Below are 25,047 nucleotides of genomic sequence, written 5' to 3' on the forward strand. Positions count from 1 at the left end.
CCACGTCACGCCCGTCCAGCTGCTGCCGAGGCGTCCGGCCGCTAGCACAGCATGCGTGCGCAAAACGTCGTCGCCGCACCGAATCGAATCCTTGCGAAGGCCTACCCGTTCCTTAACCAGCGCTGTGTTCGAGTGGCTCCCAACGAACGGGTTCAGGAGACGCTCATGCGACCGACTCGCACGCCAGCCTCTGCGCAAGCCACCCCACGCGACCCGCGGTCGCCGGAGCGCCTTTTCCGCCGCGCCTGACCGTCCGGTCGCAGGCGCCCCCCTCATCCCTTTCCCGTCGCCGACCCGCCGCCAGGTGGGCCGGCGTCGAGTCGCCCCCGTCAGGAGAATCCATGGCAGATATCGCAATCATCGGTGGAGGCGCGGCCGGCGCGTCGCTCTTCGGCGAGCTGTTGCGCCGGGGCGACGCCCGGGTGCACTGGGTGACCGGCGACCGCGCGGTGGCCGGCCGCGGCGTCGCCTACGCCAGCGGCAGCGACCAGCACCTGCTCAACGTGCGCGCCGCCGCGATGGGCCTGTTCGCCGGCGCCGACGGCGACTTCCTGGCGTTCGCCAGGCAGCGGCTCGACGGCGTCGCCGGCGACGACTTCCTGCCGCGCAGCCTGTTCGGCGATTTCATCGAGGCACAGGTGCGCGCCTGTGCCGACCGCGCCCTGCAGCAGGGCCGCCGCTTCCACATCCACGGCGACGACGCCGTCCAGCTCGAGCCGCTGTGGGACGGCGGCTACGCGGTGCGCCTGGCGAGCGGCGTGCTGCTCAAGGCCGACTCGATAGTGCTGGCGATGGGCGCGATGCCGCCGCGTCCGCTCCGGGCGGTGACCCGCGAAGCCCTGCAGAGCGGCGCCTACGCGCTCGACCCGCAGCGCGTGGAAGGCCCGACGCCGCCGCGACGCGTGCTGGTGATCGGCACCGGCCTGTCGGCGGTGGATGCGCTGCTCACCGCCGCGGAACGCTGGCCCGAGGCCGAACTGGTCGCGCTGTCGCGGCACGGGCAGTTTCCGTTCGAGCACACGCTGCAGCCGTTGCCACTGTATGCCGGGCAATCCGCGCTCAACGCGGCGTTGCTCGCGAGCGACGGGGTGCGCTCGATGCTGCGTCGGGTGCGCGAGGCGATCGCGGCTTCGCCGGCGACCGACTGGCGCAGCCTGGTCGATGGCATCCGCCCGATCAACGCGCGCCTGTGGCGCCGGCTCGACGGCGCCCAGCGCCGGCAGTTCCTGCGGCACCTGCGCTGGCTGTGGGAGGCCGCGCGCCACCGTGTCGCGCCCGCTTCGGCGCAGGCCATCGCCGGCCTGCGCGCGGAAGGCCGGTTGCGCGTGCACGCGGCGCGCGTGCTGCAGGTCGACGGGCATGGCCCGCTGCAGGTGCGGGTGCGCCACCGCGCCACGCAGCGGCTGGACGTGCTGACGGCCGACCGGGTGATCCAGGTCACCGGGCTGGACACCGCCGTCGCCTACACCGAACACACGCTGCTCTCCCGACTGCTGCGCGACGGCCTGGCGGTGCCCGATCCGCTGCAGCTGGGCGTGGCCGCCCATCCCGACGGCCAGCTGCTCAATGCCGGCGGCGAGCCGCAGGTCGGCCTGTACGCGATCGGCGCATTGCTGCGCGGCAACCTGTGGGAGTGCAGCGCTATGGCCGAGATCCGTGCCGCCGCGCAGCAGCTGGCCCGGCGCCTCGCCGCCGGCGAGCCCGCGGAAGCCCAGGACCCGTCCTTGCCACGCGCGCTCGCGCGGATGGAGCTCTGACCCCCCGACCCCGTTTCAGCCCATTCCAAAGGAGAGCGACATGAAGGTTCCACGGCTCCTGTTCGCCCTCGCCGCCGCGCTGGCGGCCGCGGGTGCCGCCGCCAAGAACGTGACCCTGCTCAACGCCTCGTACGACCCCACGCGCGAGCTCTACCAGGACATCAACCGCGCCTTCGCCGCGCAGTGGGAGGCGCAGCACGGCGACGAGGTGACCATCCGCATGTCGCACGGCGGCTCGGGCAAGCAGGCGCGCTCGGTGGTCGACGGCCTGCCGGCCGACGTGGTCACGCTGGCGCTCGCCTACGACGTCGACGAGCTCGCCGACCGCGGCCTGCTGCCGAAGGACTGGGAGCGGCGCCTGCCCGACCAGTCCGCGCCGTACACCTCCACCATCGTGTTCCTGGTGCGCAAGGGCAACCCCAAGGGCATCCGCGACTGGCCCGACCTGATCAAGCCGGGCGTGCAGGTGATCACCCCCAACCCGAAGACTTCCGGCGGCGCCCGCTGGAACTTCCTGGCCGCCTGGGGCTACGCGCTGCGCCAGAGCGGCGGCAACGAGGCCAAGGCGCGCGCGTTCGTGGGCGAGCTGTACCGGCACGTGCCGGTGCTCGATACCGGCGCGCGCGGCGCGACCAACACCTTCGTGCAGCGCGGCGTCGGCGACGTGCTGCTGGCCTGGGAGAACGAGGCGATGCTGGCCCTGCGCGAAGTCGGGCGCGACCGCTTCCAGATCGTGGTGCCGTCGGTGAGCATCCTGGCCGAGCCGCCGGTGGCGGTGGTGGCGCGCAACGCCGATGCGCACGGCACGCGCGCGGTGGCCGAGGCCTATCTGCAGTTCCTCTACACGCCGCAGGCGCAGGCGCTCGAGGCCAAGCACTTCTATCGTCCGCGCTCCGCGCAGGTGATGCAGCAGTACGCCGCGCAGTTCCCCAAGGTGACCACCTTCACCGTGCGCGACCTGTTCGGCGACTGGCGCCGGGCGCAGGCGAAGTTCTTCGACGACGGCGCGATCTTCGACCAGCTGCAGGGAGGGCAATGACATGACCCGCCGCATCCTGCCCGGTTTCGGGCTGAGCCTGGGCTACACCCTGGCCTACCTCGGCCTGATCGTGCTGCTGCCGCTCGCCGCGCTGCTGTGGAAGGCCACCGGCATCGGCCTGCATGGCCTGCTGGCGTTGCTCGCCTCGCCGCGCACGCTGGCCGCGCTCAAGCTGAGCTTCGGCGGCGCGCTGCTGGCCGCGCTGGTGAACGCCGCCGCCGGCCTGCTGGTCGCCTGGGTGCTGGTGCGCTACCGCTTCCCCGGGCGGCGCCTGTTCGACGCGCTGATCGACCTGCCGTTCGCGCTGCCCACCGCCGTGGCCGGCATCGCGCTGACCGCGCTGTACGCTCCCAACGGCTGGCTCGGCCAGTGGCTGGAGCCGCTCGGCATCCGCGTCGCCTACACGCCGCTGGGCGTGCTGGTGGCGATGGCCTTCGTCGGCTTCCCGTTCGTGGTGCGCACGCTGCAGCCGGTGCTGGCCAGCCTGGACCGCGGCGTGGAGGAGGCCGCGCACAGCCTCGGCGCGCGGCACGGCCAGACCTTCCGCCGCGTGATCCTGCCGGTGCTGATGCCGGCCCTGCTGACCGGCTTCGCGCTGGCACTGGCGCGCGCGGTGGGCGAGTACGGCTCGGTGATCTTCATCGCCGGCAACATCCCGCTGCGCTCGGAGATCGCACCGCTGCTGATCGTGCAGAAGCTGGAGCAGTTCGACCATGCCGGCGCCTCCGCGGTGGGCATGGTGATGCTGGCGTTCTCGCTGGTGCTGCTGGTGCTGATCGCCCTGCTGCAACGCTGGAGCGGTCGCTGGGCGGAGCGGCCGGCATGAACGCGATCACCCTGCCCCGCCCGCTTCCCCGGGTCGACGCCAGGCGACGGTCGTGGTCGCACGGCCTGCTGATCGCGCTGGCGCTGGCCTGGATGCTGCTGTTCCTGCTGCTGCCGCTGGCGGCGGTGTTCGTGGAAGCGTTCCACGCCGGCGTGCAGGCCTACTTCGCCAGCCTGGACCGCTACGAAACCCTCGCCGCGGTGCGCCTGACCCTGCTGGTGGCCGCCTTCGTGGTGCCGCTCAACCTGGTCTTCGGCGTCACCGCCGCCTGGCTGATGGCGCGCTTCCAGTTCCGCGGCAAGGCGCTGCTCGGCGCGCTGATCGACCTGCCCTTCTCGGTCTCGCCGGTGGTCGCCGGCCTGGTCTACGTGCTGCTGTTCGGCGCGCAGGGCTGGTTCGGCCCCTGGCTGGCCGCGCACGGCGTGCAGATCGTGTTCGCCGTGCCCGGGCTGGTACTGGCGACCCTGTTCGTCACCGTGCCGTTCGTGGCGCGCGAGCTGATCCCGCTGATGCAGGCGCAGGGCAGCGAGGAGGAGCAGGCCGCGCGGGTGCTCGGCGCGAGCGGCTGGCGCACCTTCTTCCACGTGACCCTGCCCAATATCCGCTGGGGCCTGCTGTACGGCGTGCTGCTATGCAACGCCCGCGCAATGGGCGACTTTGGCGCGGTGTCGGTGGTCTCCGGGCACATCCGCGGGCTCACCACCACCATGCCGCTGGAAGTGGAGATGCTCTACAACGAGTACGACTACGTCGGCGCCTTCGCGGTGGCCTCGCTGCTGGCCCTGCTCGCGCTGCTCACCCTCGCCGTGAAGACCCTGCTGGAGTGGCGCTACGGCGGCGAACTCGCCGCGCACGCGCCCGGCGGCCACTAGGAGAACCTGCCATGACCCTCGAACTGTCGCACCTCAGCCGTCGCTTCACCGGCTTCGCCGCCCTGGACGACGTCAGCCTGTCGATCGCGCCGGGCGAGTTCCTGGCGCTGCTGGGACCCTCCGGCTCGGGCAAGACCACGCTGCTGCGCATCCTGGCCGGTCTGGACCATCCGGACCGCGGCGAAGTGCTCAAGAACGGCGCCGACTTCCTCGCCGCCGACGCGCGCGAGCGCAAGATCGGACTGGTGTTCCAGCACTACGCGCTGTTCCGGCACATGAGCGTGAGCGAGAACATCGCCTTCGGCCTGCGCGTGCGCCCGCGCCGCACGCGGCCGGGGCGTGCCGAGCTGAACGATCGCGTCGAGCGGCTGCTCAAGCGCGTGCAGCTCGAAGGCCTGGGCGGGCGCTACCCGGCCCAGCTTTCCGGCGGCCAGTGCCAGCGCGTGGCGCTGGCGCGGGCGCTCGCGGTGGAGCCGGATATCCTGCTGCTGGACGAGCCCTTCGGCGCCCTCGACGCGCAGGTGCGCGTGCGGCTGCGGCGCTGGCTGCGCCAGCTGCACGACGAACTCGGGCTCACCACCATCTTCGTCACCCACGACCAGGAGGAGGCGCTGGAGCTGGCCGACCGCATCGCGGTGATGAACAACGGCCGCATCGAGCAGGTCGGCCGCCCGCAGGAGATCTACCGTCAGCCGGCCACGCCGTTCGTGTGCGAGTTCATCGGCAAGGTCAACCGTATCGCGCTGTGCCGCGACGGCCCGCAGCTGGCGGCCGGGGCCTGGCAGCTGGGCGCCGATCCCTGGCGCGGCACGCACGCGCAGGCGGTGGCCTACGTGCGCCCCGAGCACCTGTCGCTGGCGCCGCCGCCGTCGCAGTCGGCCTGGACGGCACGACTCCGGCACGTCTACCTCGCCGGCAGCGTGGCGCACCTCGAGCTGTACGTGGCCGCGCTGGACCAGGTGCTGGAAGCCGACGTCCCCAGCGAGGAACTGGCCGGCCTCGGCCTGCAACCGGACGACACGCTGCGGGTGGCACCGCGCAGCGCGGTGCTGTTCGCCGGCGGGGGTACGGGCGGCGGCACCGAGCGCTGGGTCTGGCACCTGCCGGCCGACGAATCCACCCGGCCGGCGCCGCTGTCGCTGCTGCCGGCGGCGGCTTCGCACACGGGCCTGCGCTCGCTCACGCACTAGCGCTCGCTCACGCACTAGCCCGTTTCCCCCTGCCACCTGCATCGGCCGGCCCGCCCCGGCGGGCCGCCTGCACCCTGTGCGAGGTCACGCCATGAACAAGCTGCCGATCGCCGCCGGCCTGATGCTCCCGCTGGCGCTTCCGCTGCACGCCGCCGATGCGGCGAACGGGCCTTACCGCTTCGCCGACGACTGGCCGACGCACTACGTGTTCGCCGACGGCACCGACCTGGGCCTCTCGCTCAAGTACCAGTACGACGTCGACCGCTTCCCCGGCGACGGCGACCGTTTCGAGGATGCGCAGACCAACCGCCGCAAGGAGTTCGGCTTCTACCTCAAGAAGAAGGACGTCTACGACCTGGTCGCCGGCTACGACTTCCAGGCCAGGGCCTGGGTGGACACCTACCTGCAGCTGCACGGCAGGGGCCTGCTCGGCCGCGACGTGGGCACGCTGCGGCTGGGTTTCAGCAAGACCCCGGTGGGCCTGGAAGGCAACACCAGCACCGGCGCGACCACCTTCCTGGAGGCCGCGCTGCCGACCCAGGCGGTCTACGCCAATCGCCGCATCGGCGTGGACTGGACGCTGGCGCGCCCGCACTACCTCACCCAGGTGGGCTACTACCGCGGCGGCGACCTCAACGGCGACAACGACGGCCGCATGGTCGCCCTGCGTGCTGCCTGGGTGCCGATCGACACGGAGGACCGCGTGCTGCACCTGGGCCTGGCCGCCTCGCGCGAATGGCCCGAGGGCAGCACTGACGGCCGTGGCGTCCATACGCCGCCCGGCGTCCGCTTGCGCGCGCGACCCGAGGCGGCATTCGCGCCGCGGCTGGTCGACTCCGGCACGCTCGCCTTCGCCGACAGCATCGACCGACGCGGCGTGGAAGCCCTGTGGATCGACGGCCCATGGTCGGTGCAGGGCGAATGGCTCGCGGCCACGGTCGAGCGCAGTGGCGAGCCGGACTACCGCATCCACGGCTACTACGCGTTCGCCAGCTGGATGCTCACCGGCGAATCGCGACCCTACGCCGCGGGCAACGTCAAGGATCCCAAGCCGAGCCATCCGTTCGGCGCGGTGGAGCTGGCGCTGCGCTACAGCCAGCTCGACCTGGACGACGCGCCGGTGCTCGGCGGCCGCGAACACGACTGGACCGCCGGCATCAACTGGTACGTCAACCGCTACCTGAAGCTGCAGGCCAACTACGTGCGCGCACGCAGCAGCCGGCCGGGCGAGCAGGTACGGGCGAACGTGCTGGAGCTGCGGGCGCAGGTGCAGTTCTGAACCGCCCGGGCACCGGCAGCCGGGCGCGCGCTACCGCTCGCGCTCGTCCTCCGGCCCCAGCGTGGGGATCACGCGGTTGGCTTCGCTTCGGTACTCGGCGTCGCTGTGCCGGCCATCCATCAGGTCGTCCATCGGATCCTCGTCCACGTCACCGCGGTTCGGGTCCAGCGCGGCGGTGCGGTCGTCCGCCCACTCGATGGTGTCCAGGCGCTCGCGCCGGAGGTTCCCACCGTCCTCGCCCGGCCGCACCGGCTGGCCCCCGGGGCCCTCGGCGCCCGCGTCGCCGAGGCGCGAGTGCGGATCGCGCCGCTCGAACTGGTCTTGCTTACGTTGCCCGCTCATGGCCCTGCCTCCGTCCACCACCACGCGAGCATCCCGCAAGAGGCGTATCCGCGGCGAGAAGCGCCACAGGGCCCGGCGCCGGCGCCTCGGTCAGCGTGCGCATCCATTACTTGCCAGGTAATCGCCAGGCGGCCGTGCCCACCGCACGCCGTGCGCACACCCACCACGGAGCACGGCGATGAGCGCGACCCGCCAACGTGCTGCGCCTGAGCCTCCATCCGGCCGGCCCCGCCCCACGCATCCGCAACCTCGGCCAATGGCGCGCACACCTGCTGCACCGCCTGCGCCAGCAGATCGACGCGAGCCACGACCCGGCGCTCATCGCGCTGCTGCGCGAACTACAGGCCCTGCCCGTGGCCGAGGGCACGCCCGACGCGCACGCCCATCGGCCATTGCGGTGCCGCTGCAACTGGAGATCGACGGCCAGGTGCCTTCCCTTTTGAGCACCACCACCGTCTTCGGCACGCCGGTGGACATCACGCTGGCGAAGCTGGCGCTGGAGGCGTTCGTGCCCGCCGACGCCGGGACCGCCGAGCGGTTGCGTGCGATGGCCGGCTGAGCCGGCGAGTTGAAGGCTTGCCGCCACGCTCGTCCGGGTCGTACGGGAACGCCACTCGTGGGCACGTCGGCCACGGTCGCGCGGAAAGCGGGCCGTCGCCCCAGGCACGGGACACGTCAGGGACGCGCACGGCGCCGGTAGGCGGACAGCGAAACCACCAGCGCTCCGGTACCGAGCGCGGCGCCAAGGGCACACGTCAGGCCCCAACCGCCGACGGCCCAGGCGACGCCGGTAAGCGAGGAGGCCGCGGCGCCGCCGACGAAGAAGGTGCCGGTGAACAGGCCGTTCAGCCGGCCGCGCGCCTCCGGCCGCACGACGTTGATCGCCCGCCGCCCGAGCGTCTGATCGCCGACGGTGCCTACGTCCAGCAGCAACGAGGCCGCCACCATCAGGACGAGGCCGGTGCCGGGCGACTGGCGCCCGGCCATCCAGGCGAGCGCCAACGCCGCCATGATCAGCAGGTGCATGGCCACGTTCGCCGGCCGGGTCAGCCCACGGTCGCCCAGGCGTCCGGCAATGGGCGCGATCACCGAACCACCGACGCCGGCCATCGCGAACGCCGCGATGCCTTGCGCCCCCATGCCGAATGGCGGCTGTGCCAGGCGCAGCGCCACCACGGTCCAGAACACGTTGAAGGCGCCGAAGGCGAGCACCGCGCTCAGCGCATGCCGCTGCAGCACGCGCTCGTCGCGTACCAGGGGCCATAGCGAGCGCACCAGTGCGGCGTATCGCAGGCGATGAGCGGGCTGCAACGCGGGCAGCGAGCGCCACAGCGGCAGCGCCACCGCGCCGACCGCAACGGCGAAGGCGACGAACACGGCACGCCAGCCGAACGCGTGCGCGATCAGGGTGGACAACGGACGCGACAGCAGGATGCCGACCATCACCCCGCTCATGACGTTGCCGACCACGCGCCCACGCTCCACCTCGGGCGCGAGCGAGGCCACCATGGGCACCAGCATCTGGATCGAGCTGGTCGCCGCCCCCACCGCGAACGCCGCGACGAGATAGACCGGTGCGCTGGGCGACCAGGCCGAGACCATCAGGGCGGCGATGTCGAGCGCAAGCGTCCACAGCACCAGCCGACGGTTCTCGAGCAGGTCCGTCAGCGGGACCAGAAACACCATGCCCGCGCCGTAACCGAGCAGCGTAGCCGTGGTGACCAGGCCGGCAGCAGCCAGCCGCAGGCCCAGGGCATGGGCGATGACTTCGACCAGCGGCTGCGCCGCCGTGAGGTTGAGCGCGACGACGCCGCAGGCGAGGGTCAGCAACGGCGTGAGCTGGCGGGCGGTCGGGCCGCTGGCGAGGCAGCTGGGGCAGGCGACGGTGGAGGGATCGGCGGCGCTCATGGCAGTATGCGAACAGTAAAAGAAGAGCGCACAATCTATGACCACCACGCATACCAGTCCAATCAAAATCACGCATCACCTTTATGAGGTTTACGCATGAACACGCGCGATCTGGAGGCCTTCGTGGCGGTCGTGGACCATGGCTCGATCCTCGCCGCCGCGGCCCAGTTGCACCTGACGCAGCCGGGCGTCACGCGGCGCGTACAGAGCCTGGAGAACACCCTGGGCGTGGCGTTGCTCGACCGGCAATCCAAGCCGCTGCGGCCGACGGCTGCGGGCCGCGATGCCTACCAGCTCGGCCGGCGCGTGCTCGCCTCGCTGGATGACCTGCGCGCGGGCGTCGCAAGCGACGGCGAGGTGCGCGGCGAGTTCCGCTTCGGCATCACGCCGTTCCTCGCCGACATCGCGCTGGAGGAGCCCCTGTGTTCCTTGCGCCAGACCTTCCCCGCGCTGCACACGCGGGTCTCGACCCGCTGGTCGGCCGAGTTGCTGGGCGACCTGGATGCAGGGCGCATCGACGCGGCCCTGGTCTATCTGCCGGGCAACAACGAGCCACCCGCCGGCCTGGAGCGGGAGCCGCTGTGCCGCATAGCCGTGAAGGTCATCGTGCCCAAGGCCATGAAGCTTCCCCGACGTGTCACGCTGCGCGACCTGTCGGACCAGCCCTGGGTACTCAACCAGGACGGCTGCGGCTTTCGCCGCGTGCTGCGGCGGGCGCTCGAGCAGGCACGGTTGCCGTTCCGCGTCGCGGTGGAAGCGTTCGACCCGATCCTGCGGCATGCGCTGATCGCACGTGGCCTCGGCATCGGCCTCACGGCGGGCGAGTTCCTCAAGGAGAGCCCCTACCGCAAGGCCCTGCGCGTGATCGAGGTACCCGAGTTCAAGGCCGAAGTGCGCGCCTGGCTGGTCCACCGCTCACCCGACGGCCGCCTGGCGGCGCCGCTGACCCACCTCCGCGGCGCATTGCGGCAGGCGCTCGGTGCGTTCCCCAGCTGATTCCGGTGTGGTCGGGCGCCCGCTGTGGCCCGTTGCGGCCGAAGCCGCGTGCCGTTCTCTGCCGCTGAAATACCTCAATGGCGGGTTTGTGCCGGTCTGGCATGGCCGCCGCCGCATCCGCGATGGCCCCGGATGCGGCAGGCCAGAAATCACGGGCGCAGGTGAGCTCAGCCGGCAGGCTTTGCCTACCCCGGGCCCGGGACGCGATCCGTTCTGGCCTGTTGCCGGGCGTCACGCTGGCAACCTGTTACCTCTGGCCTGTTTTCCAGCGCCGCATCCGTATCTGCTTGGACCCGAAGCGGACGGCGGGCGGCGCCGAAGGACCTTACAGACAGCAGGTGTGGGAAAGCCCAACCCTCGACCCTTATGCGTCCCTTTCCGCCGGGCGCCCTCCCTGCCGCAGGCGGTGCAACACCAGCAAGCGAAATGCGGCAGGCATGACGACCATCGAAAGCAGCGGCGCGGTCAGCATTCCGCCGATCATCGGCGCGGCGATCCGCTGCATCACCTCCGAGCCCGCGCCCTGACCGAGCAGGATCGGGAACAGACCCGCCAGGATCACCGCGACGGTCATCGCCTTGGGACGCACGCGCTGCACCGCCCCCCCCCGGATGGCGGCGTCCAGTGCCGCAGGACCCGCCTGGGGATCGAGTGCGAGCTGACGATCCCAGGCCTGGCGCAGGTAGAGCAGCATGACTACGCCGAACTCCGCCGCAACGCCGGCGAGGGCGATGAAGCCGATCAGGGTCGCCACCGAAAGCGCGTGGCCGAGCAGCCAGACCAGCCAGAGACCGCCGACCAGCGAGAGCGGCACGCTCAGCATGATCAGCAACGCTTCGCTCCAGCGCCAGAACACGAGGTAGATCAATCCAAAGATGATCGCCAGCGCGATCGGCACGACCAGCTTCAGGCGCTGCATGGCGCTGGCCAGATATTCGAACTGGCCCGACCAGGCGAGCGTCACGCCGGGCGGCAACGGTACCTGTCGCGCGACCGTGCGCTGCAGATCGGCGACCACCGCCGCGAGATCGCGACCTGCGTTGTCGACGTAGACATAAGTGGCAAGTTGCCCGTTTTCGCTCTTGAGCATGGGCGGCCCCGCCACCACCGAGACGTCGGCGACCTGGCCCAGCGTCAGCTGGGCGCCGCCGGGCGCCACGATCGGCAGCTGCCGGAGTGCCGCGACCGAATCACGGTCGTTGCGAGGGTAGCGGAGCACGATCGGATAGCGTTCGCGTCCCTCCACGGTCTGCCCGATCGGTGCGCCGCCGACGACGGTGGCGATCGTTCGCTGCACCCCCGCCTGGGTCAGGCCATAGCGGGCGGCGTCCAGCGGACGGATGCGCACGTCGACGTAGCGTCCGCTGGCGGCACGCTCGGCGACCGCGGAACGTACGCCCGGTACCTGGCGCGCGACGCGCTCGATGCGGTCGGCCACCGTCTGCAGGATGGCGGGATCCGTGCCAAGCACCTTGATACCGATCGGACTCTTGATACCGGTCGCCAGCATGTCGATACGGTTGCGGATGGGCGGCACGAACAGATTGGTCAGTCCGGGGACCTTGACGGCCTTGTCGAGCTCCTGCCGGAGCCTTTCCATCGTCATGCCCGGACGCCACTGGCTTTCGGGCTTGAAGGTAATCGTGGTCTCGAACATCTCCAGCGGGGCCGGATCGGTGGCGGTCTCTGCGCGGCCGGCCTTGCCGAACACGTGCGCCACTTCCGGCACCGTCTTGATCATGCGGTCGGTCAGCTGCAGCAGCTGGGCCGCCTTGCCCGCGGACAATCCGGGCAACGCGGTGGGCATGTACAGCAGCGTGCCCTCGTCCATCGCCGGCATGAACTCGCTGCCGAGCCGGCTCGACGGCAGGAGGGCGCTGAGCAGCAACACGCCGGCGACGAGCAGGGTGGCCTTGGGGAAACGCAGCACCGTGTCCAGCACGGGCCGATAGGCACGGACCAGGCCGCGGTTGATCGGATTCTCGTACTCGGCGCGGATGCGCCCGCGCACCAGGTAGCCCATCAGCACCGGCACCAGCGTCACCGCCAGGCCGGCCGCGGCCGCCATCGCGTAGGTCTTGGTGAAGGCCAGCGGCGAGAACAGCTTGCCTTCCTGGCCCTGCAGCGCGAACACGGGCACGAACGACAACGCGATGATCATCAGGCTCACGAACAGCGCCGGGCCGACCTCGGCCGAGGACACGGCGATCAGCGACCAGCGCTCTCCGCCCTGCGGCTCGCGGCCGTCATGGCTTTCGCGCCAGTGCTCCAGGTGCTTGTGTGCGTTCTCGATCATCACCACCGCGGCGTCCACCATCGCGCCGATCGCGATGGCGATGCCGCCCAGCGACATCAGGTTGGCGGACACGCCCTGCAGGTGCATGACGATGAACGCGGCCAGCACGCCCAGCGGCAGGCTGACCACGGCGACCAGCGCCGAACGCAGGTGGCCCAGGAACAGGGCGCAGACCAGCGCGACGACCAGAAACTCCTCGATCAGCTTGCCCCAGACGTTCTCCACCGCCGCGTCGATCAGTTGCGCGCGATCGTAGGTGGGCACGATCTCCACGCCCGGCGGCAGGCTGCGCTTGAGTTCCGTGAGCCTGGCCTTGACCGCTGCGATCGCCGCCCGGGCGTTCTTGCCCGAGCGCAACACCACCACGCCGCCGGCCACCTCGCCCTGGCCGTCCAGTTCGGCGATGCCGCGGCGGAAGCTGGGGCCGCGGCGCACGCTGGCCACGTCGCGCAGCAGCACCGGCACGCCCTGGGCGTTGGCGGTGATCGGCACCTGTTCGAAGGCCTCGCGCGTGCGCAGGTAGCCTTCGCTGCGCACCATCAATTCGGCCTCGCCCTGTTCGATCACCGAACCGCCATTGGCGCCGTTGGCGGCACCGATCGCGTCGACCAGTTGCTGCACGGTGACGCCGCGCGCTGCCAGTGCCTGCGGGTCCGGCACGATCTGCCAGGCGCGCTCCATGCCGCCGATGCTGGCGACCTCCGCCACGTCCGGCACCGTTTTCAGCTGGTAGCGCAGGAACCAGTCCTGCAGGGCACGCAGCTGGCCGAGGTCGTGCCGGCCGCTGCGGTCGACCAGCGCGTACTCGTAGATCCAGCCCAGGCCGGTCGCGTCGGGCCCCAGCGCGGGGTTGACCTCGGCCGGCAGGCTGGCGCGCACCTGGCTCAGGTACTCGAGCACGCGCGAGCGCGCCCAGTAGAGGTCGGTACGGTCGTCGAACAGCACGTAGACGTAGGAGTCGCCGAAGAACGAATAGCCGCGCACCGTCTTCGCGCCGGGCACCGACAGCATCGTGGTGGCCAGCGGATAGGTGACCTGGTCTTCGACTACCTGTGGCGACTGCCCCGGCCAGGACGTGCGGATGATCACCTGGGTGTCGGAAAGATCGGGAAGCGCGTCGATCGGCGTGCGCAGCACGGCAAACACGCCGGCCAGGGCGAGCGCCAGGGCCGCCAGCAGCACGCACAGGCGGTGGCGGATCGAGGCACGGATGAGGGCGCCGATCATGGATGCTTCTCCATGGGCATGCCCGGCATGGCGGTGCTGGAGGAGCCGGCGGGCATGCCATGCGCGTCGTGCATGGCGCCACCGGGCGGGCCGGCCGCTGCACGGGAGCTGTCGAGCCGATCCAGCGCGCCGGACAGGCTGGCTTCCGAATCGATGAGGAACTGCCCCGAGACCACTACCTGCTCTCCACCGTGCAGGCCTTCCACGATCTCCGTGTAGCCGCCCGCCGAGCGCCCGGTGCGCACGGCAACCGCGCGGAATCGCCCGTCGCCCTCGGCGAGGATCACCCGGTTGCTGTCCGCACCGGCGACGATCAGCGCATCGTCCGGCACCACCGGGCGCGCCGAGGCTGCGGCCGGTTGCAGGCGGACGTTGGCGAACATGCCGGGGCTCAGCGCGCCGTCCGCGTTGTCCACCACGATACGTGCGCGCTGGGTACGCGTGGCGTTGTCCACGTCCGGCAGCAGGCTCTCCACGGAACCCCGGAACGTCCGCCCCGGTACCGCATCGGCGGTGACGCTGACCGGCGTGCCATTGCGCACGATGCCGGCCAGGCCTTGCGGCAACGCGGCCTCGATCCACACGCTGGCGAGCCCGTTGACCGCCATCAGAGTCTGGCCAGCGCCGACGCGTTGCCCCTCGCCCACCTCCAGCGTGGCAACGACGCCGGCTTGCGGCGCATGCAGCGTGATGGTGGCGCCGGAACCGCGCCCGGCCGAACGCAGGTCGGCCGCGGAAAGGCCCATCGCCTGCAACCGCGCGCGCGCCGCGGCACGCAGCGCCCGGCCGTCGGCGGATTGCGCATGCTCGAGTGCCTGGTATTCGGCGACCGCGCTGCTCCATTGCGGCGCCAGCAGTGCGACCAGCGGCTCGCCCGCAGCGACACGGGTATAGGGTGCCTTGACGTACAGCTTCTGCACGATGGCATCGACGCGGGCACTGACAATGGAGGCGCGGCGCAGGTCCCACCCCACCGTGCCGGGCACGTCGATGGTCCCGGCCAGCGACCGCCGTTCGACGGTCGCGGTGCGCAACCCGAGGTTCTGCACGGTCGCGGGGTCGATGCGCACGCCGCCGGCGCTTTCCTCGTCGGCGTACCTGGGCACCATCTGCATGCCCATGGGCGAGAGACCCGGGTGATCGAAGTGCTGGTCGGGCACCATCGTGTCGTACCAGTACAGCACCTTGCGCTGCGGTTGGGCCGGCGCGCCGGCGGAGGCCATGGCAGGCGCCTGGTGGCGGCCGACGAGGTAGCCGGCCGCGAGCAGCGCCAGCGCCAGCGCCAGAACGACAAAGGCAAGCAGGATCGACGGGCGCTTCATGGCGCGCTCTCCTCGGAAGGCATCAGGTAGGCCAGTGCGGCCCAGGCTCGGGCGTGGGCGGCCAGCGCATCGGCATAGGCCAGGCGGTGCTCGATCTGGTCGCGGCGCGCGTCCAGCCAGGGTTGCAGGCCGCCGCCGCCGCGGTAGGCGGCCAGCGCGGCGCTGACCCGGTCGTGGTCCAGCGGCAGCAGCGTGTCGCGGTAACGCGCCAGCTGTGCGCCCCAGCCCTGCCAGTCCGCGATGGCGCGCGCCACCGCTTCGCGCTGGGCACGGCGCGCATCCTCGTGGGCGAACGCCACCGCATCGCGCTGCGCCTGCCGCGCGCTGATGCCCCGGTCCTGCCGGTTGCGCGTGAACAGCGGCAGGCTCACGCCGACCTGCAGCATCACCATGTCGGGACGGCCGAGGGCGCGCTGGCCATAGCTGGCGCTCACGCTCCAGTCCGGGTGCTTCGCCGCACGCGCGCGGTCCAGTTCCGCCTGCGCCAGTTGCTCGCGCGCCTGCCAGGCCTGCAGCGGTGCCTGGCGGTCGACGTCCTGCTCGAGCTCGTCCGGCGAAACCGGGAGGCGGTCGAAGTCCGGCGCTTCGGCCAGCGTGGGCGCGGGGTCGCCGAGCCAGCGTTGCAGGCCGGCGCGTGCCGCCGCCCGCTCCGCGTCGACGCCGGCGATGCGGTTGTCCAGCGCCGCCGCCTCGGCGCGGGCGGCCAGGGCGTCGGCGGCGCTGCCGACGCCACCGCGCAGGCGCGCCTGCGTGAGCGTGACGGCCAGGACGCTTTCCCCGCGCAGTTCTTCCAGCAGGTCGCGTTTGCGCTGGGCCGCCCACAACGCGATCCAGGCCTCCGCCACGCGCTGGTGGACGGCCTGCGCGGTGAGCGTGCGCTGCGCTTCGGCCGCGCCGATGCGGGCGTCGGCAAGGCCTCGCTCGGCCTCGCGCGAGGCGCGCGAGGGGATCGCCTGCATCACGCCGAGCGTGCGCATGGTCATCGGGTCGGAGGCGATGCCGAAGGCGCCCGGTCCGGTGACGGGGTAGTTCGAGACGCCGGCGGTCAGCGACGGATCCGGCAGACGGCCGGCACGCATCGCTTCCTCGCGGGCGGCGTCGATGTCGGCGCTGCTGGCGGCCAGCAACGGCGCCCGGGCGGTGCCCTGGCGTACCGCCTCATCGAGCGTCAAGGGTGTTTGCGCGGCGTGCGCCGCGGCGGCCATTGCCCAGGCGAGGGCCATGGCCAGGCCCGGCGCGGCAGCGCGCCAGGCGGCGAAACGGGACGACATCATGGTACTCCCGAAGATCCGAGACATCCCGCGCCCGCAGGCACGGGTCACGTGGCGGGATCAGCCGCGATCTAGATCAGGAGTGAGCAGAACAGGAGCGAAGCGGGTGGTGGTGGCGCACGCAGCCGGTACGACCGTTCCGATGCACGCCCCCGCGGGGCGCGGGCCATGGGCAGGACCGGCAGTGGCGCCGGCAGGGCGGCCAGCAGGCTCGGAGGTACCGTATGGGTGCGTGCTTCCGGCTGGGCTGCATGGTCGGCCTGGCAATGGGCCTGACACATGGGAGCCTGGGTGGGCTGCGCGTGCATCGAGCCGCAGTCGCTGTTCAGGGCCGCGTGGCTGGCCGGCGCGGGCATCGAGGGCATGCCAGTCCCGGGCGCCACGGAGCAGGCGTAGGCGGCCAGCGCCACTTGCTGCCAGAACAGCAGCAACGCCACCAGCCACGAGAGCTGGCGGCGAGTGCGCGGACGGAGGCGATGCTTGCGACGCATGGCGCCATCCTACACCGCCCTGATGGCCGGACCCGCGTCCAGGGTTGCTCGCCGCTTCATGGCCCTCTCACTTGCACGCACGGCCCGGCGCTGGCCAGCGGGAGAGTCGGTTTCAAGGGAGCGTGGTCCATGGCCGGCGCGACCAACCGGCGGTGAAGCGGACACGCTGACCGCCCCACCACTGCTATCGCCTGGGCGCGACCTCACCACCCGTACTTCAGGCGAACTTTCCGATCAGCTCGTGCAGTCGCGTGCATGCGGACGGGAGTGTCGCTTCGTTCACGGTGGCGATGCCGAGCAGCAGTCCCGACTGGTGCGTTCCGCCGGGGTGGAACCAGGTCGACAGGGGTTCGGGCGCGAGACCCCGGGTGCGGGCTTCGTGGGCCACGGCGGCATCCGGCACGTCGTCGGGCAGCCGCAGCAGGGCGGCCAGGCCGCCGATCTGCACGCGGTAGCCCTTCCGCTCCAGCGCCGACTGCAACGCATCGCCCCGCGCGGCGTACACCCGCTTCATGCGGCGCAGGTGCCGCATGTAGTGCCCCTCCCGCATGAACGTCGCGACGGCTTGCTGCACGGCCGGGCCCGGCGCCGACCCCAGGCACATCGCGACCTCGGCGAAGCGCTCCCCCAGCCCGGCCGGAGCCACCACGAAGCCGAGCCGCAGCGCGGGGCTGATGGTCTTGCTGAACGAGCCGATGTGGATCACGCGGCCGCCGCGGTCCAGCGAGGCCAGGGCCGGCGCGGCACGGCGCTTGAGTTGCAGCTCGCCCAGGTAGTCGTCCTCGACGATCCAGGCGCCGGTGCGCGCCGCCCAGGCGATCAGTTCGGTGCGCCGGCGCAGCGAAAGCGTCGCGCCAAGCGGAGCCTGCTGGCCCGGCGTCACCAGGGCCAGGGCCGCATCGGGCGCGCATTCGATGCCGGCGGCGACGTCGATGCCCTCCTCGTCCACCGGCACCGGGACGGGGGCGACCCGCGCCAGTTCGAGCGCGCGGCGGCTCTGGAAGAAGCCCGGGTTCTCCATCCAGGCCCGACCGCCCTCCGCGCCCAGCACCTGCAACGCGAGAGCGAGCCCGCCGGCGAAGCCCGCCGTGACGAAGACCTGCGAAGGTCGGCATTCGAGCCCGCGGGCCAGGGCCAGGTGCGCGGCGATCTCGCGCCGCAGTTCCACCTCGCCGCGCGGATCGGGATACACCGCCGGCGCGGCCGCCTCGGCGCGCGCCGTCTGCGCGCGCAGGCGGGCCAGCAGGCGGGTCGGGAAGCCGTCCGAGGCAGGCACGCCCATCTGGAAAACTCCGGGTGCGGCCAGCAGGTGCCGATAGGCCGCAGGCGGCGAATCACCATCCGCCGGGGGCATCGGCAGGCCGGCCAGCACCGGGTGATCGGCGACCCGCGTGCCGCCGGGTCGCGAGGAGACGATGACCTGCGCGTCGGCCAGCCGCTCGTAGGCGGCCTTCACGGTTCCCCGGGCCACGCCCAGTTGCGCCGCCAGGGCCAGCCATGAGGGCAATCGGGTGCCCGGCGCGAGCGCTCCGCTGCCGATTGCCGCCAGGATCCCGAGGCGGATCTGCTCGGTCAGGGTGGTCGCGGCGGAACGGTCCAGCCGGATGTCGAGCACGGAGGTCATGCTTCATGGTACATCCGTTTTTCCACTTTATGGTTCTTTTCCTTGAACCGTGTCGGGCGCAAGATCGCGGCCTCCCCAAGGAGGCCATCCATGAAAGCCCGACACGTTCTCGCCACCCTGCTGGCCGCTGCCTCGGTTTCGTTCGCCGGCGTCGCCGCTGCGCACGCCCCCGGCGGCACGGCCAGGCCCGCCTTCTCGCACGCGATCCCCAACATCCCCGGCAAGTCGCTGGTCGCGGTGGAGGTGACCTATCCGCCCGGCGGCGCCTCGGCACCGCACACCCATGCCAGGTCGGCCTTCATCTACGCCTACGTCGTCTCCGGCGCGATCGAGAGCCAGGTGGATGATGGCCCGGTGCGCGTCTACAAGGCGGGCGAGTCCTTCTACGAGGCGCCCGGCGCCCATCACCGGGTGAGCCGCAACGCCAGCAAGACCGAGCCCGCCAGGCTGCTCGCCGTGTTCGTCCTCGACACCGGCGACGCCCCCCTCACCACCCCCGACAAATAGGTGCCTGCCATGAGCCCACGCATCGACTACACCAAGGTTTCCCCTGCCGGCGCCAAGGCGCTCGGCGGCGTCTACGGCCACGTGCTGCAGTCCGGACTGGAGCCCGAACTGGTCAACCTGGTCTACCTGCGGGTGAGCCAGATCAACGGCTGCGCCTACTGCCTGGACATGCACACCCGCGACCTGCTCAAGCAGGGCGTGGCGATCGAGAAGCTGGCGCTGCTCCAGGCCTGGCGCGAAGGCGGCCGACTGTTCAGCGAGCGCGAACGCGCGGCCCTGGCCTGGGCCGAGACGGTCACCCAGGTGGCGCAGACGGGCGTGCCCGACGACGCCTTCCAGGCCGCATCGGCGGTGTTCGGCGAAAAGGAACTGGTCGACCTGACCATCGCCATCGGCCTGATGAATGCCTACAACCGGCTCGCCATCAGTTTCCGCAACCCGCCCGGGGCCGCCCGCGCGGCCGCCGGCTGACGCTGGAGCTGCGCCATGTCCCCGATATCCGTCCACGGTATCGCCATCCCCGACAGCCGCATCGCCCGCGAGGCGACGGAGCTGGTCCGCGATACGACGAGCGACCTGCTGTTCCACCACTCGGTCCGCGTCTACTTCTGGGGTGCCCTTACCGGCCAGCGCAAGGGCCTGGTCTACGATCCCGAGCTGCTCTATGCCGCCTCGATGTTCCATGACCTCGGCCTGACCGCGCGTTTCCGCGAGAGCCGGCTGCGCTTCGAGGTCGACGGCGCCAACGCGGCGCGCGACTTCCTGCGCTGCCACGGCATCCCGGAGGCCGAGGTCGAAAAGGTCTGGGCCGCCATCGCGTTCCACACCACGCCAGGCATTCCGGAGTTCATGCATCCGGAGGCCGCGCTGCTCCACGTCGGGGCGGGCATGGACGTGGCCGGGCGCACCTACGAGCAGTTCACGGACGAGGAACGCGACGCGGTGACCGCGGCCTACCCCCGCGAGCGCGACTTCAGGCACGCGATCATCGATACCTTCTACGAGGGGCTGAAGCACCGACCGCAGAGCACGTTCGGCACCTTCAACGACGACTTCCTCGCTTACAAGGATCCGGGCTTCCAGCGCGGGGATCTCTGCCGCGTCATCCTCGGTTCGTCGTGGGCGCACTGAGGCCGGCGGGCTGAGCGAGGGCATGACCGGCGCGGGCGTGCACTTGCGCGCAGCCGGCGCAGGGGCAAGCACGGTCGGCCGCGAAGGACGTCATCCGGACGTCTCGCGGTGACAAAGCCGCCGTCACGCGGGAGGCCCACACTGGACGCCCGCCCTGCCAGACCTCGCGCTCGTGACCCAGTATGTCCATCCCTGCAAGCCCGGCCTAGTACGCATCGTCCGGCACGGACACCGCTGGCGCGCCCTGCTGGACGAGCACGAGGTGGGTCGCCACGACACCGCGGAGAAGGCCCTGCTGGCCTTGCGCGCCGGTTGGCCGCAGGCCCGCATTCCGCCCGCGCTCCGGCTCTGGCGGCAGCTCCCCGAGCCGGCGTGCCTGGGCCACCGCAGGCCGCGGCGTGCCGCCGCGCGCATGCGGGTTGCACCGGACGCTGTGCCGTGTCAGAGGGCCGAGAGGTAGGCCGCCAGCGCCTGCACGTCGGCATCGTCGAGCGTGCTGGCGACGCCCTCCATGATCCGCGTGTTGCTGCTGCCGGGCCGGATGCCCTGGCGGAAGTCGCCCAGCCGCTTCACCAGGTAGATCGCCGACTGCCCGCGCAGACGCGGGATGGTGGCCCAGGGCGGATGCGGCGCGCCGCCCGTCGGCTGCACCCGCGGACCCAGTGCGTCGACGCCGTGGCAGGCCTGGCAGGGCGGGATACCGCGCGCCGGATCGCCGGCGAGGAACAACCGCGCGCCACGCGAGCCGGCGTCCGCCCGACCCGACGGCTTGGGCGCGAGCGAGGCGAAATGGGCGGCGAGGTCGCGCATGTCGGTGTCGCTGAGCGGCGCGGCCTGGCCGCTCATGACCGGGTCGCGCCGCTGGCCGTCGTGGAACTGCCTGAGCTGCACGTACAGGTAGGTAGCCGATTGCCCGGCCAGGTTGGGAAAGTTCGGCGCGACGGCGACGCCCTGGGGGCCGTGGCAGGCGGCGCAGACCGTCGCCTTGCCGGCGCCGGCCTGGGCATCGCCACGGATCGGCGCCTGGGCGCGCAGGTCCAGGAACGCCGCCGAGGCGGCGGCCGCGGGCACGGCAGCAGGCGCGACTTCGGCCTGCGCCTTGGCCTGGGCGTGCGCCGACGCGGCCGGCCATGCGGACGCCAGCGCGAACAGCAGCGGTAGCAGTAGGCGGTTCATGCGCGGACCCTCACAGCTTGATGCTGAGCATCGCGCCGACCAGGGTGGCGCGGTAATGCACCTGCGGGCCACGGTCGGTGTAGACGCGGTGGTCGTAGACCAGCGTGTCGTCGAAGCCCAGGTAGTGCCAGTCGAGGAAGCTGCCGCTCTGGTAGCGCCCGAACAGCCGCACGCCGATGCTGGCGGTCACCGGAAAGCTCAGGCCCGCGTCGAAGGTGCTCGAGCGGTAGTGGTTGTCCGGGAAGCGGCCATCGAGCAGCGGTGCGGCCTGCGGAAAGGTCAGCGCACCGGGCGAGGCGAGATCGTAGTTCAACCGCGAGAGCGACTGGGCGTAGTTCCACGCCAGGTCGAGCCGCACGCGTCCGAAGTCGTGCGCGAACGTGACGCCAGCGTTGTAGTCGCGCTCGCGGTCCAGGTCGTGCCAGTAGTTCTCCAGCGGATACAGCGGCCCGCCGAAGCGCGGATCGTCGCGCCCGGCCGCGCCCACGACCGACTCGTCGTCGGCGACGTTGGCGAGCTTGAGCCTGGTGGTCTCGGCGCCGAGGTAGACGCTGGCGTTGGTGCGCGGCCCGGGCTGCCAGTCCCATTCGCCGGTGAAGCCGGTGCTGCGCGTGTCCTGCCGGCCGACCAGGGCGTCGTAGTGGTCGCGATTGCCGTAGAAGGTGGCCGAGACGGTGCTGCTGTCGCCCAGCGGATAGATGAGGATCACCCGCGCCTTGGTTTCCTTGCGGTCACTCATGTCGTACTTGCGCATGGCATCGACCGTGAACGCCGGCGGCGGCAGCCCGCCAGCGCCGACGAAGCCGGGCATCGAGGTCGAGTAGTAGGCCGCGTACGGGTCGTAGTCGTAGCGGCCGCCGCCGCGGTCGCCGTATTCGAAGCTGGCGCGCAGGGTGGCGTCGCCCAGCGAGCGGCTGACCCAGCTCAGCTTGATGCGTTGTTCGTCCAGCCGCGTGCGTTCGCGGTGGCGAGGGCGGTCGTGGTCGAAGGTGTAGACCAGGCTGAGCGAGTCGGACCGGCCCACGTTCCACTCCGCGCCCAGTTCCAGCACGGTGTCCTGGTAGCCGAACGGGATGCTGGCGATCTGCACGATCGAGCCGGCGTAGTAGCCGTTGTCGAAGATGCCCGTTTCGCCGGGCACCACGCTGCCCTGCGCGCCGTTCTCCGAGATGTAGCCGTACTGCCCGGTGAGCGGGTTGTAGGCAAGGTAGCGGGTCTTGTTGTCCTCGTCGTAGTAGCGCAGGTCCGCGTGCCAGCAGAAATTGCGCCGCGGATGGTAGGTGACCTTGGCGTCGAACAGCCGGGTGTCGATGCGCGCGCCGGAATGGGTGCGCGAAAGCGCGGCCGGGGTGTTCCAGAGGTCGCAGGGAATCAGCTGCTGCAGCGGCCCGGCGGCGAAGCCCAGCGTGCCGGTGCAGTTGACCGGCGGCAGCAGGGCGTCGTTCTGGCGCATGGTGCCGTAGGCCGCCGCCAGCGAGAGCTCGCCGCGCCACTTCAGCTCGCGTGACAGCTCCAGGCGCAGGTTGTGGTAGTCGTTGTCCGGTTCCAGCGAGTACTCGCCGTCGACGACCGGCCCCGCGTTCGGCACGCCGATCACGTTGGTGATCAGGAACGGGTTCTGGTAGTCCAGGTAGCTCTTGCGGTCGCGGAAGAACGAGCCGGTATAGAGCGCGTTGAAATGCCAGAGCTTGCCGACCCGGCGCAGCCCGAGATCGACGTCGGTGGTGCTGAAGTCGATCGGCCGCACGGTTTCCATGATGCCGCCGTCGCCGCCGTAGGGGGAGCCGGTGTCGGTGAAGAACGGGTAGTCGAAGAACATCGGCCCGCCCCACAGCCGGGTGCCGTCGCGTCGCTCGTTGGTGATCGAGGCGAAGCCGACCCAGTCGCGGTAGAGCTCGCCCTCCAGGCTCACGCCGGTGCGCGTGCGGGTCAGCCCGAGGGTCCGCCGGGGCGCGGCTGCGGAGGCCTGTTGCACGGCGGCGATGGTGCTGCCGCCCGGCGTGAGTCCCGCCGGCAGAGTGAGGTTGCTGCCGCCGATGCCGTCCCAGATCGGGAACGCGTTGGTCGACACCGTATGCGGCATGTCGCGGTAGAAGGCTTCGAGCCGGTAATGCCCGTAGCGGCCGGCGCGCAGGCGATAGTACTGGTCGTCGCCGCTGATCCGACTGCCGCGGAATTCCACGTACTGGCCGGTCCTGCGGTTGTCGAAGCCCATGGCGAACAGGCCAAGCGCGGCACCGTTCTTCCAGTCGGTGTACTGGCGGAAGAACTCGGCATTGCGGTCTCCGCCCGGGTGGATGTAGCCCAGCTGGAGCAGGCCCCAGTAGGTCCAGTCGCCGCCCTGGCCGACCGGTTTGCCGGCAAGCGTGTACGGGTACGGATAGAGCGCCCCGCTGGGCGTGCGCAGCATGCCCGGGTGCAGCCACGACATGCCCTCGGCATCCGGCGTCATCAACGGCGACCCGCCGCGCGGGTCCAGGCCGTTCCCGTACTGCATGTCGCCCACGCGCATCGTATCGCTGCCGTCGCCGGCATGGGCCAGGGGCGCGCCGCCGGCCAGCAGCGCGAGGAGGATGGCGCGTGACATCGGATGGGTGCGCATGGCGTGGCTCCTCCCCCCGTGGTCGTCCTACTTGTGGAAGCGCGAGCCCGAGGGGTTGTTCGAGCCGTGGATGTTGGTATGGCAGGTCAGGCAGGCGCGGCCCATCAGGCGCTCGTCCGGGTTCGGTCCCAGACCGAGGTTGGTCGGCACCTGCAGGTCGTTCGGGTGGCGCGTCATGGTGTGGCACTGCTGGCACAGCATCGGCACCGGCGCGACCAGCAGCGTCTGCTGGTTGGACCCGTGCGGGTCGTGGCAGTTGAGGCAGTTCTCCCGCACCGGCGCGTGCTCGAACAGGAACGGCCCGCGCTTCTCGGCGTGACAGGCGTAGCAGGTCTCGTTGACCGTGTCGGTCTTCAGCAGCGGGCGGGTCAGCGTCCCGTGCGGGTTGTGGCAGTCGGTGCAGGCCATCTGCCCTTCCGGCAGCGGCATGTGCGAGCGCCGTTCGAACTTGGCCATGATGTCCTTGTGGCAGGTGGCGCAGACCTCGTTGATCGACGGCTTGGCCAGCACGCCCTCGGGCGACAGCCGCGCCATCGGGTTGTGGCAGTCGCTGCAGGAGAGCCCGCGCGCTTCGTGCACCGAGCCGAGCCAATGCTGGCGCGCACCGCCCGCATGGCAACCGAGGCAGACCGCGGCCTGGGTAGGCACGTCGGTCCTGGCGCCATGCGTGAAGGCAATGATCGCGCCGGGCTGCGCCGGGTCCTTCGCGTGCTCCGAGCCGGGCCCATGGCAGCTTTCACAGGCCGCCTGCGGGCCGCTGCCGGCGGCACCGGCGTCGAACGATTGCACGTGCAGCGAGTGCGACGCGCGCATGTCCTCCAGTGAATGGCAGGCCACGCAGGTTCTGGCGCCGACCGGGTCCGCGTCGGGCGCCAGCGGGTTGTGCGGTATCGGCGCGGCATCGAAGGGCGTGGCCGGGCGGCTGCCGACGGGCTGCAGATGCGGGTTGTTCGTGCGGAAGGCGCCGGCCCCCATGTCGGTGGCCGGGAGCATGCGCGCGATGTCGGCCTGGGTCAGGCCGGTGGACGGGGCGCTCGCCGCCGGTGCCGGCGTCGCCGCCGATGTCGACTGCGCCCTGGCCGCGGACCACAGCACGCCGCCGAGCCCCACTGCGATGAACAGCACGGCCACGAACGAAAGCGGTCTGGCACGCATGGCTGGCATCCCCATGGCTGGCGTGAACCTGCGACG

At 71.4% G+C, this 25,047-nt stretch carries 20 protein-coding genes and 1 pseudogene; 11 read left to right on the forward strand and 10 right to left on the reverse strand.

The annotated features are described in order from the left end of the window. Positions 1–341: 341 nt before the first annotated feature. From WAT24_RS07325 to WAT24_RS07350, 6 genes and pseudogenes are all read left to right on the forward strand, one after another. The gene (locus WAT24_RS07325) at positions 342–1,757 is read left to right on the forward strand and encodes an FAD/NAD(P)-binding protein (RefSeq protein WP_336807176.1); all 1,416 of its coding nucleotides are present in this window, start codon (positions 342–344) and stop codon (positions 1,755–1,757) included. A gap of 40 nt (positions 1,758–1,797) precedes the next feature. Then, on the forward strand, positions 1,798–2,796 hold the full coding sequence (locus WAT24_RS07330) for a sulfate ABC transporter substrate-binding protein (protein ID WP_336807177.1): 999 nt from the start codon (positions 1,798–1,800) through the stop codon (positions 2,794–2,796). Position 2,797: 1 nt separating this feature from the next. Next, on the forward strand, positions 2,798–3,622 hold the full coding sequence (gene cysT / locus WAT24_RS07335; RefSeq protein WP_336807178.1) for a sulfate ABC transporter permease subunit CysT: 825 nt from the start codon (positions 2,798–2,800) through the stop codon (positions 3,620–3,622). Next, the gene (gene cysW, locus WAT24_RS07340) at positions 3,619–4,494 is read left to right on the forward strand and encodes a sulfate ABC transporter permease subunit CysW (RefSeq protein ID WP_336807179.1); all 876 of its coding nucleotides are present in this window, start codon (positions 3,619–3,621) and stop codon (positions 4,492–4,494) included. The genes cysT and cysW overlap by 4 nt, the downstream gene beginning before the upstream one ends. 11 nt (positions 4,495–4,505) lie before the next feature. Then, positions 4,506–5,555 (forward strand): annotated as a pseudogene (locus tag WAT24_RS07345) (sulfate/molybdate ABC transporter ATP-binding protein); the annotation flags it as partial. Between the two features lie 220 nt (positions 5,556–5,775). Next, positions 5,776–6,963, forward strand: a complete 1,188-nt coding sequence (locus tag WAT24_RS07350; protein WP_336807180.1) for an OprO/OprP family phosphate-selective porin — start codon at positions 5,776–5,778, stop codon at positions 6,961–6,963. Between the two features lie 30 nt (positions 6,964–6,993). Here the strand turns inward: WAT24_RS07350 and WAT24_RS07355 are convergent, their stop codons facing one another. Continuing rightward, positions 6,994–7,305 carry a hypothetical protein gene (locus WAT24_RS07355; RefSeq protein WP_336807181.1) on the reverse strand — a complete coding sequence of 104 codons (312 nt, stop codon included), beginning with the start codon at positions 7,303–7,305 and terminating at the stop codon, positions 6,994–6,996. A gap of 197 nt (positions 7,306–7,502) precedes the next feature. Here WAT24_RS07355 and WAT24_RS07360 point away from each other — a divergent pair, with 197 nt between their 5' ends. Beyond that, positions 7,503–7,748 carry an MmyB family transcriptional regulator gene (locus WAT24_RS07360; protein WP_336807182.1) on the forward strand — a complete coding sequence of 82 codons (246 nt, stop codon included), beginning with the start codon at positions 7,503–7,505 and terminating at the stop codon, positions 7,746–7,748. A 232-nt stretch (positions 7,749–7,980) separates the two neighbouring features. Here WAT24_RS07360 and WAT24_RS07365 read toward each other — a convergent pair whose 3' ends face one another. Next, positions 7,981–9,213: an MFS transporter gene (locus WAT24_RS07365; RefSeq protein ID WP_336807183.1), complete on the reverse strand. Its 1,233-nt coding sequence runs from the start codon at positions 9,211–9,213 to the stop codon at positions 7,981–7,983. Positions 9,214–9,309: 96 nt separating this feature from the next. Here WAT24_RS07365 and WAT24_RS07370 point away from each other — a divergent pair, with 96 nt between their 5' ends. Next, the gene (locus WAT24_RS07370) at positions 9,310–10,209 is read left to right on the forward strand and encodes a LysR family transcriptional regulator (RefSeq protein WP_336807184.1); all 900 of its coding nucleotides are present in this window, start codon (positions 9,310–9,312) and stop codon (positions 10,207–10,209) included. Positions 10,210–10,573: 364 nt separating this feature from the next. Here WAT24_RS07370 and WAT24_RS07375 read toward each other — a convergent pair whose 3' ends face one another. The 5 genes from WAT24_RS07375 to pdxR form a co-directional block, all read right to left on the reverse strand. Further along, positions 10,574–13,732, reverse strand: coding sequence for an efflux RND transporter permease subunit (locus tag WAT24_RS07375; protein WP_336807185.1), 3,159 nt, complete (start codon positions 13,730–13,732; stop codon positions 10,574–10,576). Then, the gene (locus WAT24_RS07380) at positions 13,729–15,054 is read right to left on the reverse strand and encodes an efflux RND transporter periplasmic adaptor subunit (RefSeq protein WP_336807186.1); all 1,326 of its coding nucleotides are present in this window, start codon (positions 15,052–15,054) and stop codon (positions 13,729–13,731) included. Before WAT24_RS07380 ends, WAT24_RS07375 begins: the two co-directional genes overlap by 4 nt. Then, positions 15,051–16,328 (reverse strand): TolC family protein, encoded by a 1,278-nt coding sequence (locus WAT24_RS07385; RefSeq protein WP_336807187.1) that lies wholly within the window; start codon positions 16,326–16,328, stop codon positions 15,051–15,053. Before WAT24_RS07385 ends, WAT24_RS07380 begins: the two co-directional genes overlap by 4 nt. A gap of 68 nt (positions 16,329–16,396) precedes the next feature. Beyond that, positions 16,397–16,816, reverse strand: coding sequence for a hypothetical protein (locus WAT24_RS07390; protein ID WP_336807188.1), 420 nt, complete (start codon positions 16,814–16,816; stop codon positions 16,397–16,399). Between the two features lie 217 nt (positions 16,817–17,033). Continuing rightward, the gene (gene pdxR, locus WAT24_RS07395; protein WP_336807189.1) at positions 17,034–18,440 is read right to left on the reverse strand and encodes a MocR-like pyridoxine biosynthesis transcription factor PdxR; all 1,407 of its coding nucleotides are present in this window, start codon (positions 18,438–18,440) and stop codon (positions 17,034–17,036) included. Positions 18,441–18,530: 90 nt separating this feature from the next. Between pdxR and WAT24_RS07400 the strand changes: the two genes are divergently transcribed. The 3 genes from WAT24_RS07400 to WAT24_RS07410 are packed head-to-tail and all read left to right on the forward strand — an operon-like array spanning position 18,531 to position 20,078. Next, the gene (locus WAT24_RS07400) at positions 18,531–18,947 is read left to right on the forward strand and encodes a cupin domain-containing protein (RefSeq protein ID WP_336807190.1); all 417 of its coding nucleotides are present in this window, start codon (positions 18,531–18,533) and stop codon (positions 18,945–18,947) included. A gap of 9 nt (positions 18,948–18,956) precedes the next feature. After that, positions 18,957–19,418 carry a carboxymuconolactone decarboxylase family protein gene (locus WAT24_RS07405; RefSeq protein ID WP_336807191.1) on the forward strand — a complete coding sequence of 154 codons (462 nt, stop codon included), beginning with the start codon at positions 18,957–18,959 and terminating at the stop codon, positions 19,416–19,418. A gap of 15 nt (positions 19,419–19,433) precedes the next feature. After that, positions 19,434–20,078, forward strand: coding sequence for an HD domain-containing protein (locus WAT24_RS07410; RefSeq protein WP_336807192.1), 645 nt, complete (start codon positions 19,434–19,436; stop codon positions 20,076–20,078). Positions 20,079–20,519: 441 nt separating this feature from the next. Here the strand turns inward: WAT24_RS07410 and WAT24_RS07415 are convergent, their stop codons facing one another. Genes WAT24_RS07415 through WAT24_RS07425 form a run of 3 tightly spaced genes read right to left on the reverse strand, consistent with a single transcriptional unit; the run spans position 20,520 to position 25,011 of the window. Then, positions 20,520–21,254, reverse strand: coding sequence for a c-type cytochrome (locus WAT24_RS07415; protein ID WP_336807193.1), 735 nt, complete (start codon positions 21,252–21,254; stop codon positions 20,520–20,522). Between the two features lie 10 nt (positions 21,255–21,264). Then, positions 21,265–23,856, reverse strand: coding sequence for an MtrB/PioB family outer membrane beta-barrel protein (locus tag WAT24_RS07420; RefSeq protein WP_336807194.1), 2,592 nt, complete (start codon positions 23,854–23,856; stop codon positions 21,265–21,267). Between the two features lie 27 nt (positions 23,857–23,883). After that, a complete protein-coding gene (locus tag WAT24_RS07425) occupies positions 23,884–25,011 on the reverse strand; it encodes a DmsE family decaheme c-type cytochrome (protein ID WP_336807195.1) in 1,128 nt (375 codons plus the stop codon). Between the last annotated feature and the right edge of the window lie 36 nt (positions 25,012–25,047).

Source organism: Fulvimonas yonginensis, from assembly GCF_037137055.1.
Taxonomy (GTDB): Bacteria; Pseudomonadota; Gammaproteobacteria; order Xanthomonadales; family Rhodanobacteraceae; genus Frateuria_A; species Frateuria_A yonginensis.

Bases quoted from the DNA above. Each gene is read 5' to 3' on its own strand.
- WAT24_RS07420 (WP_336807194.1), bottom strand. From the start codon at position 23,856: ATGCGCACCCATCCGATGTCACGCGCCATCCTCCTCGCGCTGCTGGCC.
- WAT24_RS07370 (WP_336807184.1), top strand. From the start codon at position 9,310: ATGAACACGCGCGATCTGGAGGCCTTCGTGGCGGTCGTGGACCATGGC.
- WAT24_RS07400 (WP_336807190.1), top strand. From the start codon at position 18,531: ATGAAAGCCCGACACGTTCTCGCCACCCTGCTGGCCGCTGCCTCGGTT.
- WAT24_RS07385 (WP_336807187.1), bottom strand. From the start codon at position 16,328: ATGATGTCGTCCCGTTTCGCCGCCTGGCGCGCTGCCGCGCCGGGCCTG.
- cysT (WP_336807178.1), top strand. From the start codon at position 2,798: ATGACCCGCCGCATCCTGCCCGGTTTCGGGCTGAGCCTGGGCTACACC.
- WAT24_RS07375 (WP_336807185.1), bottom strand. From the start codon at position 13,732: ATGATCGGCGCCCTCATCCGTGCCTCGATCCGCCACCGCCTGTGCGTG.
- pdxR (WP_336807189.1), bottom strand. From the start codon at position 18,440: ATGACCTCCGTGCTCGACATCCGGCTGGACCGTTCCGCCGCGACCACC.
- WAT24_RS07405 (WP_336807191.1), top strand. From the start codon at position 18,957: ATGAGCCCACGCATCGACTACACCAAGGTTTCCCCTGCCGGCGCCAAG.
- WAT24_RS07415 (WP_336807193.1), bottom strand. From the start codon at position 21,254: ATGAACCGCCTACTGCTACCGCTGCTGTTCGCGCTGGCGTCCGCATGG.
- WAT24_RS07425 (WP_336807195.1), bottom strand. From the start codon at position 25,011: ATGCGTGCCAGACCGCTTTCGTTCGTGGCCGTGCTGTTCATCGCAGTG.
- WAT24_RS07380 (WP_336807186.1), bottom strand. From the start codon at position 15,054: ATGAAGCGCCCGTCGATCCTGCTTGCCTTTGTCGTTCTGGCGCTGGCG.
- WAT24_RS07325 (WP_336807176.1), top strand. From the start codon at position 342: ATGGCAGATATCGCAATCATCGGTGGAGGCGCGGCCGGCGCGTCGCTC.
- WAT24_RS07390 (WP_336807188.1), bottom strand. From the start codon at position 16,816: ATGCGTCGCAAGCATCGCCTCCGTCCGCGCACTCGCCGCCAGCTCTCG.
- WAT24_RS07365 (WP_336807183.1), bottom strand. From the start codon at position 9,213: ATGAGCGCCGCCGATCCCTCCACCGTCGCCTGCCCCAGCTGCCTCGCC.
- WAT24_RS07330 (WP_336807177.1), top strand. From the start codon at position 1,798: ATGAAGGTTCCACGGCTCCTGTTCGCCCTCGCCGCCGCGCTGGCGGCC.
- WAT24_RS07410 (WP_336807192.1), top strand. From the start codon at position 19,434: ATGTCCCCGATATCCGTCCACGGTATCGCCATCCCCGACAGCCGCATC.
- cysW (WP_336807179.1), top strand. From the start codon at position 3,619: ATGAACGCGATCACCCTGCCCCGCCCGCTTCCCCGGGTCGACGCCAGG.
- WAT24_RS07350 (WP_336807180.1), top strand. From the start codon at position 5,776: ATGAACAAGCTGCCGATCGCCGCCGGCCTGATGCTCCCGCTGGCGCTT.
- WAT24_RS07355 (WP_336807181.1), bottom strand. From the start codon at position 7,305: ATGAGCGGGCAACGTAAGCAAGACCAGTTCGAGCGGCGCGATCCGCAC.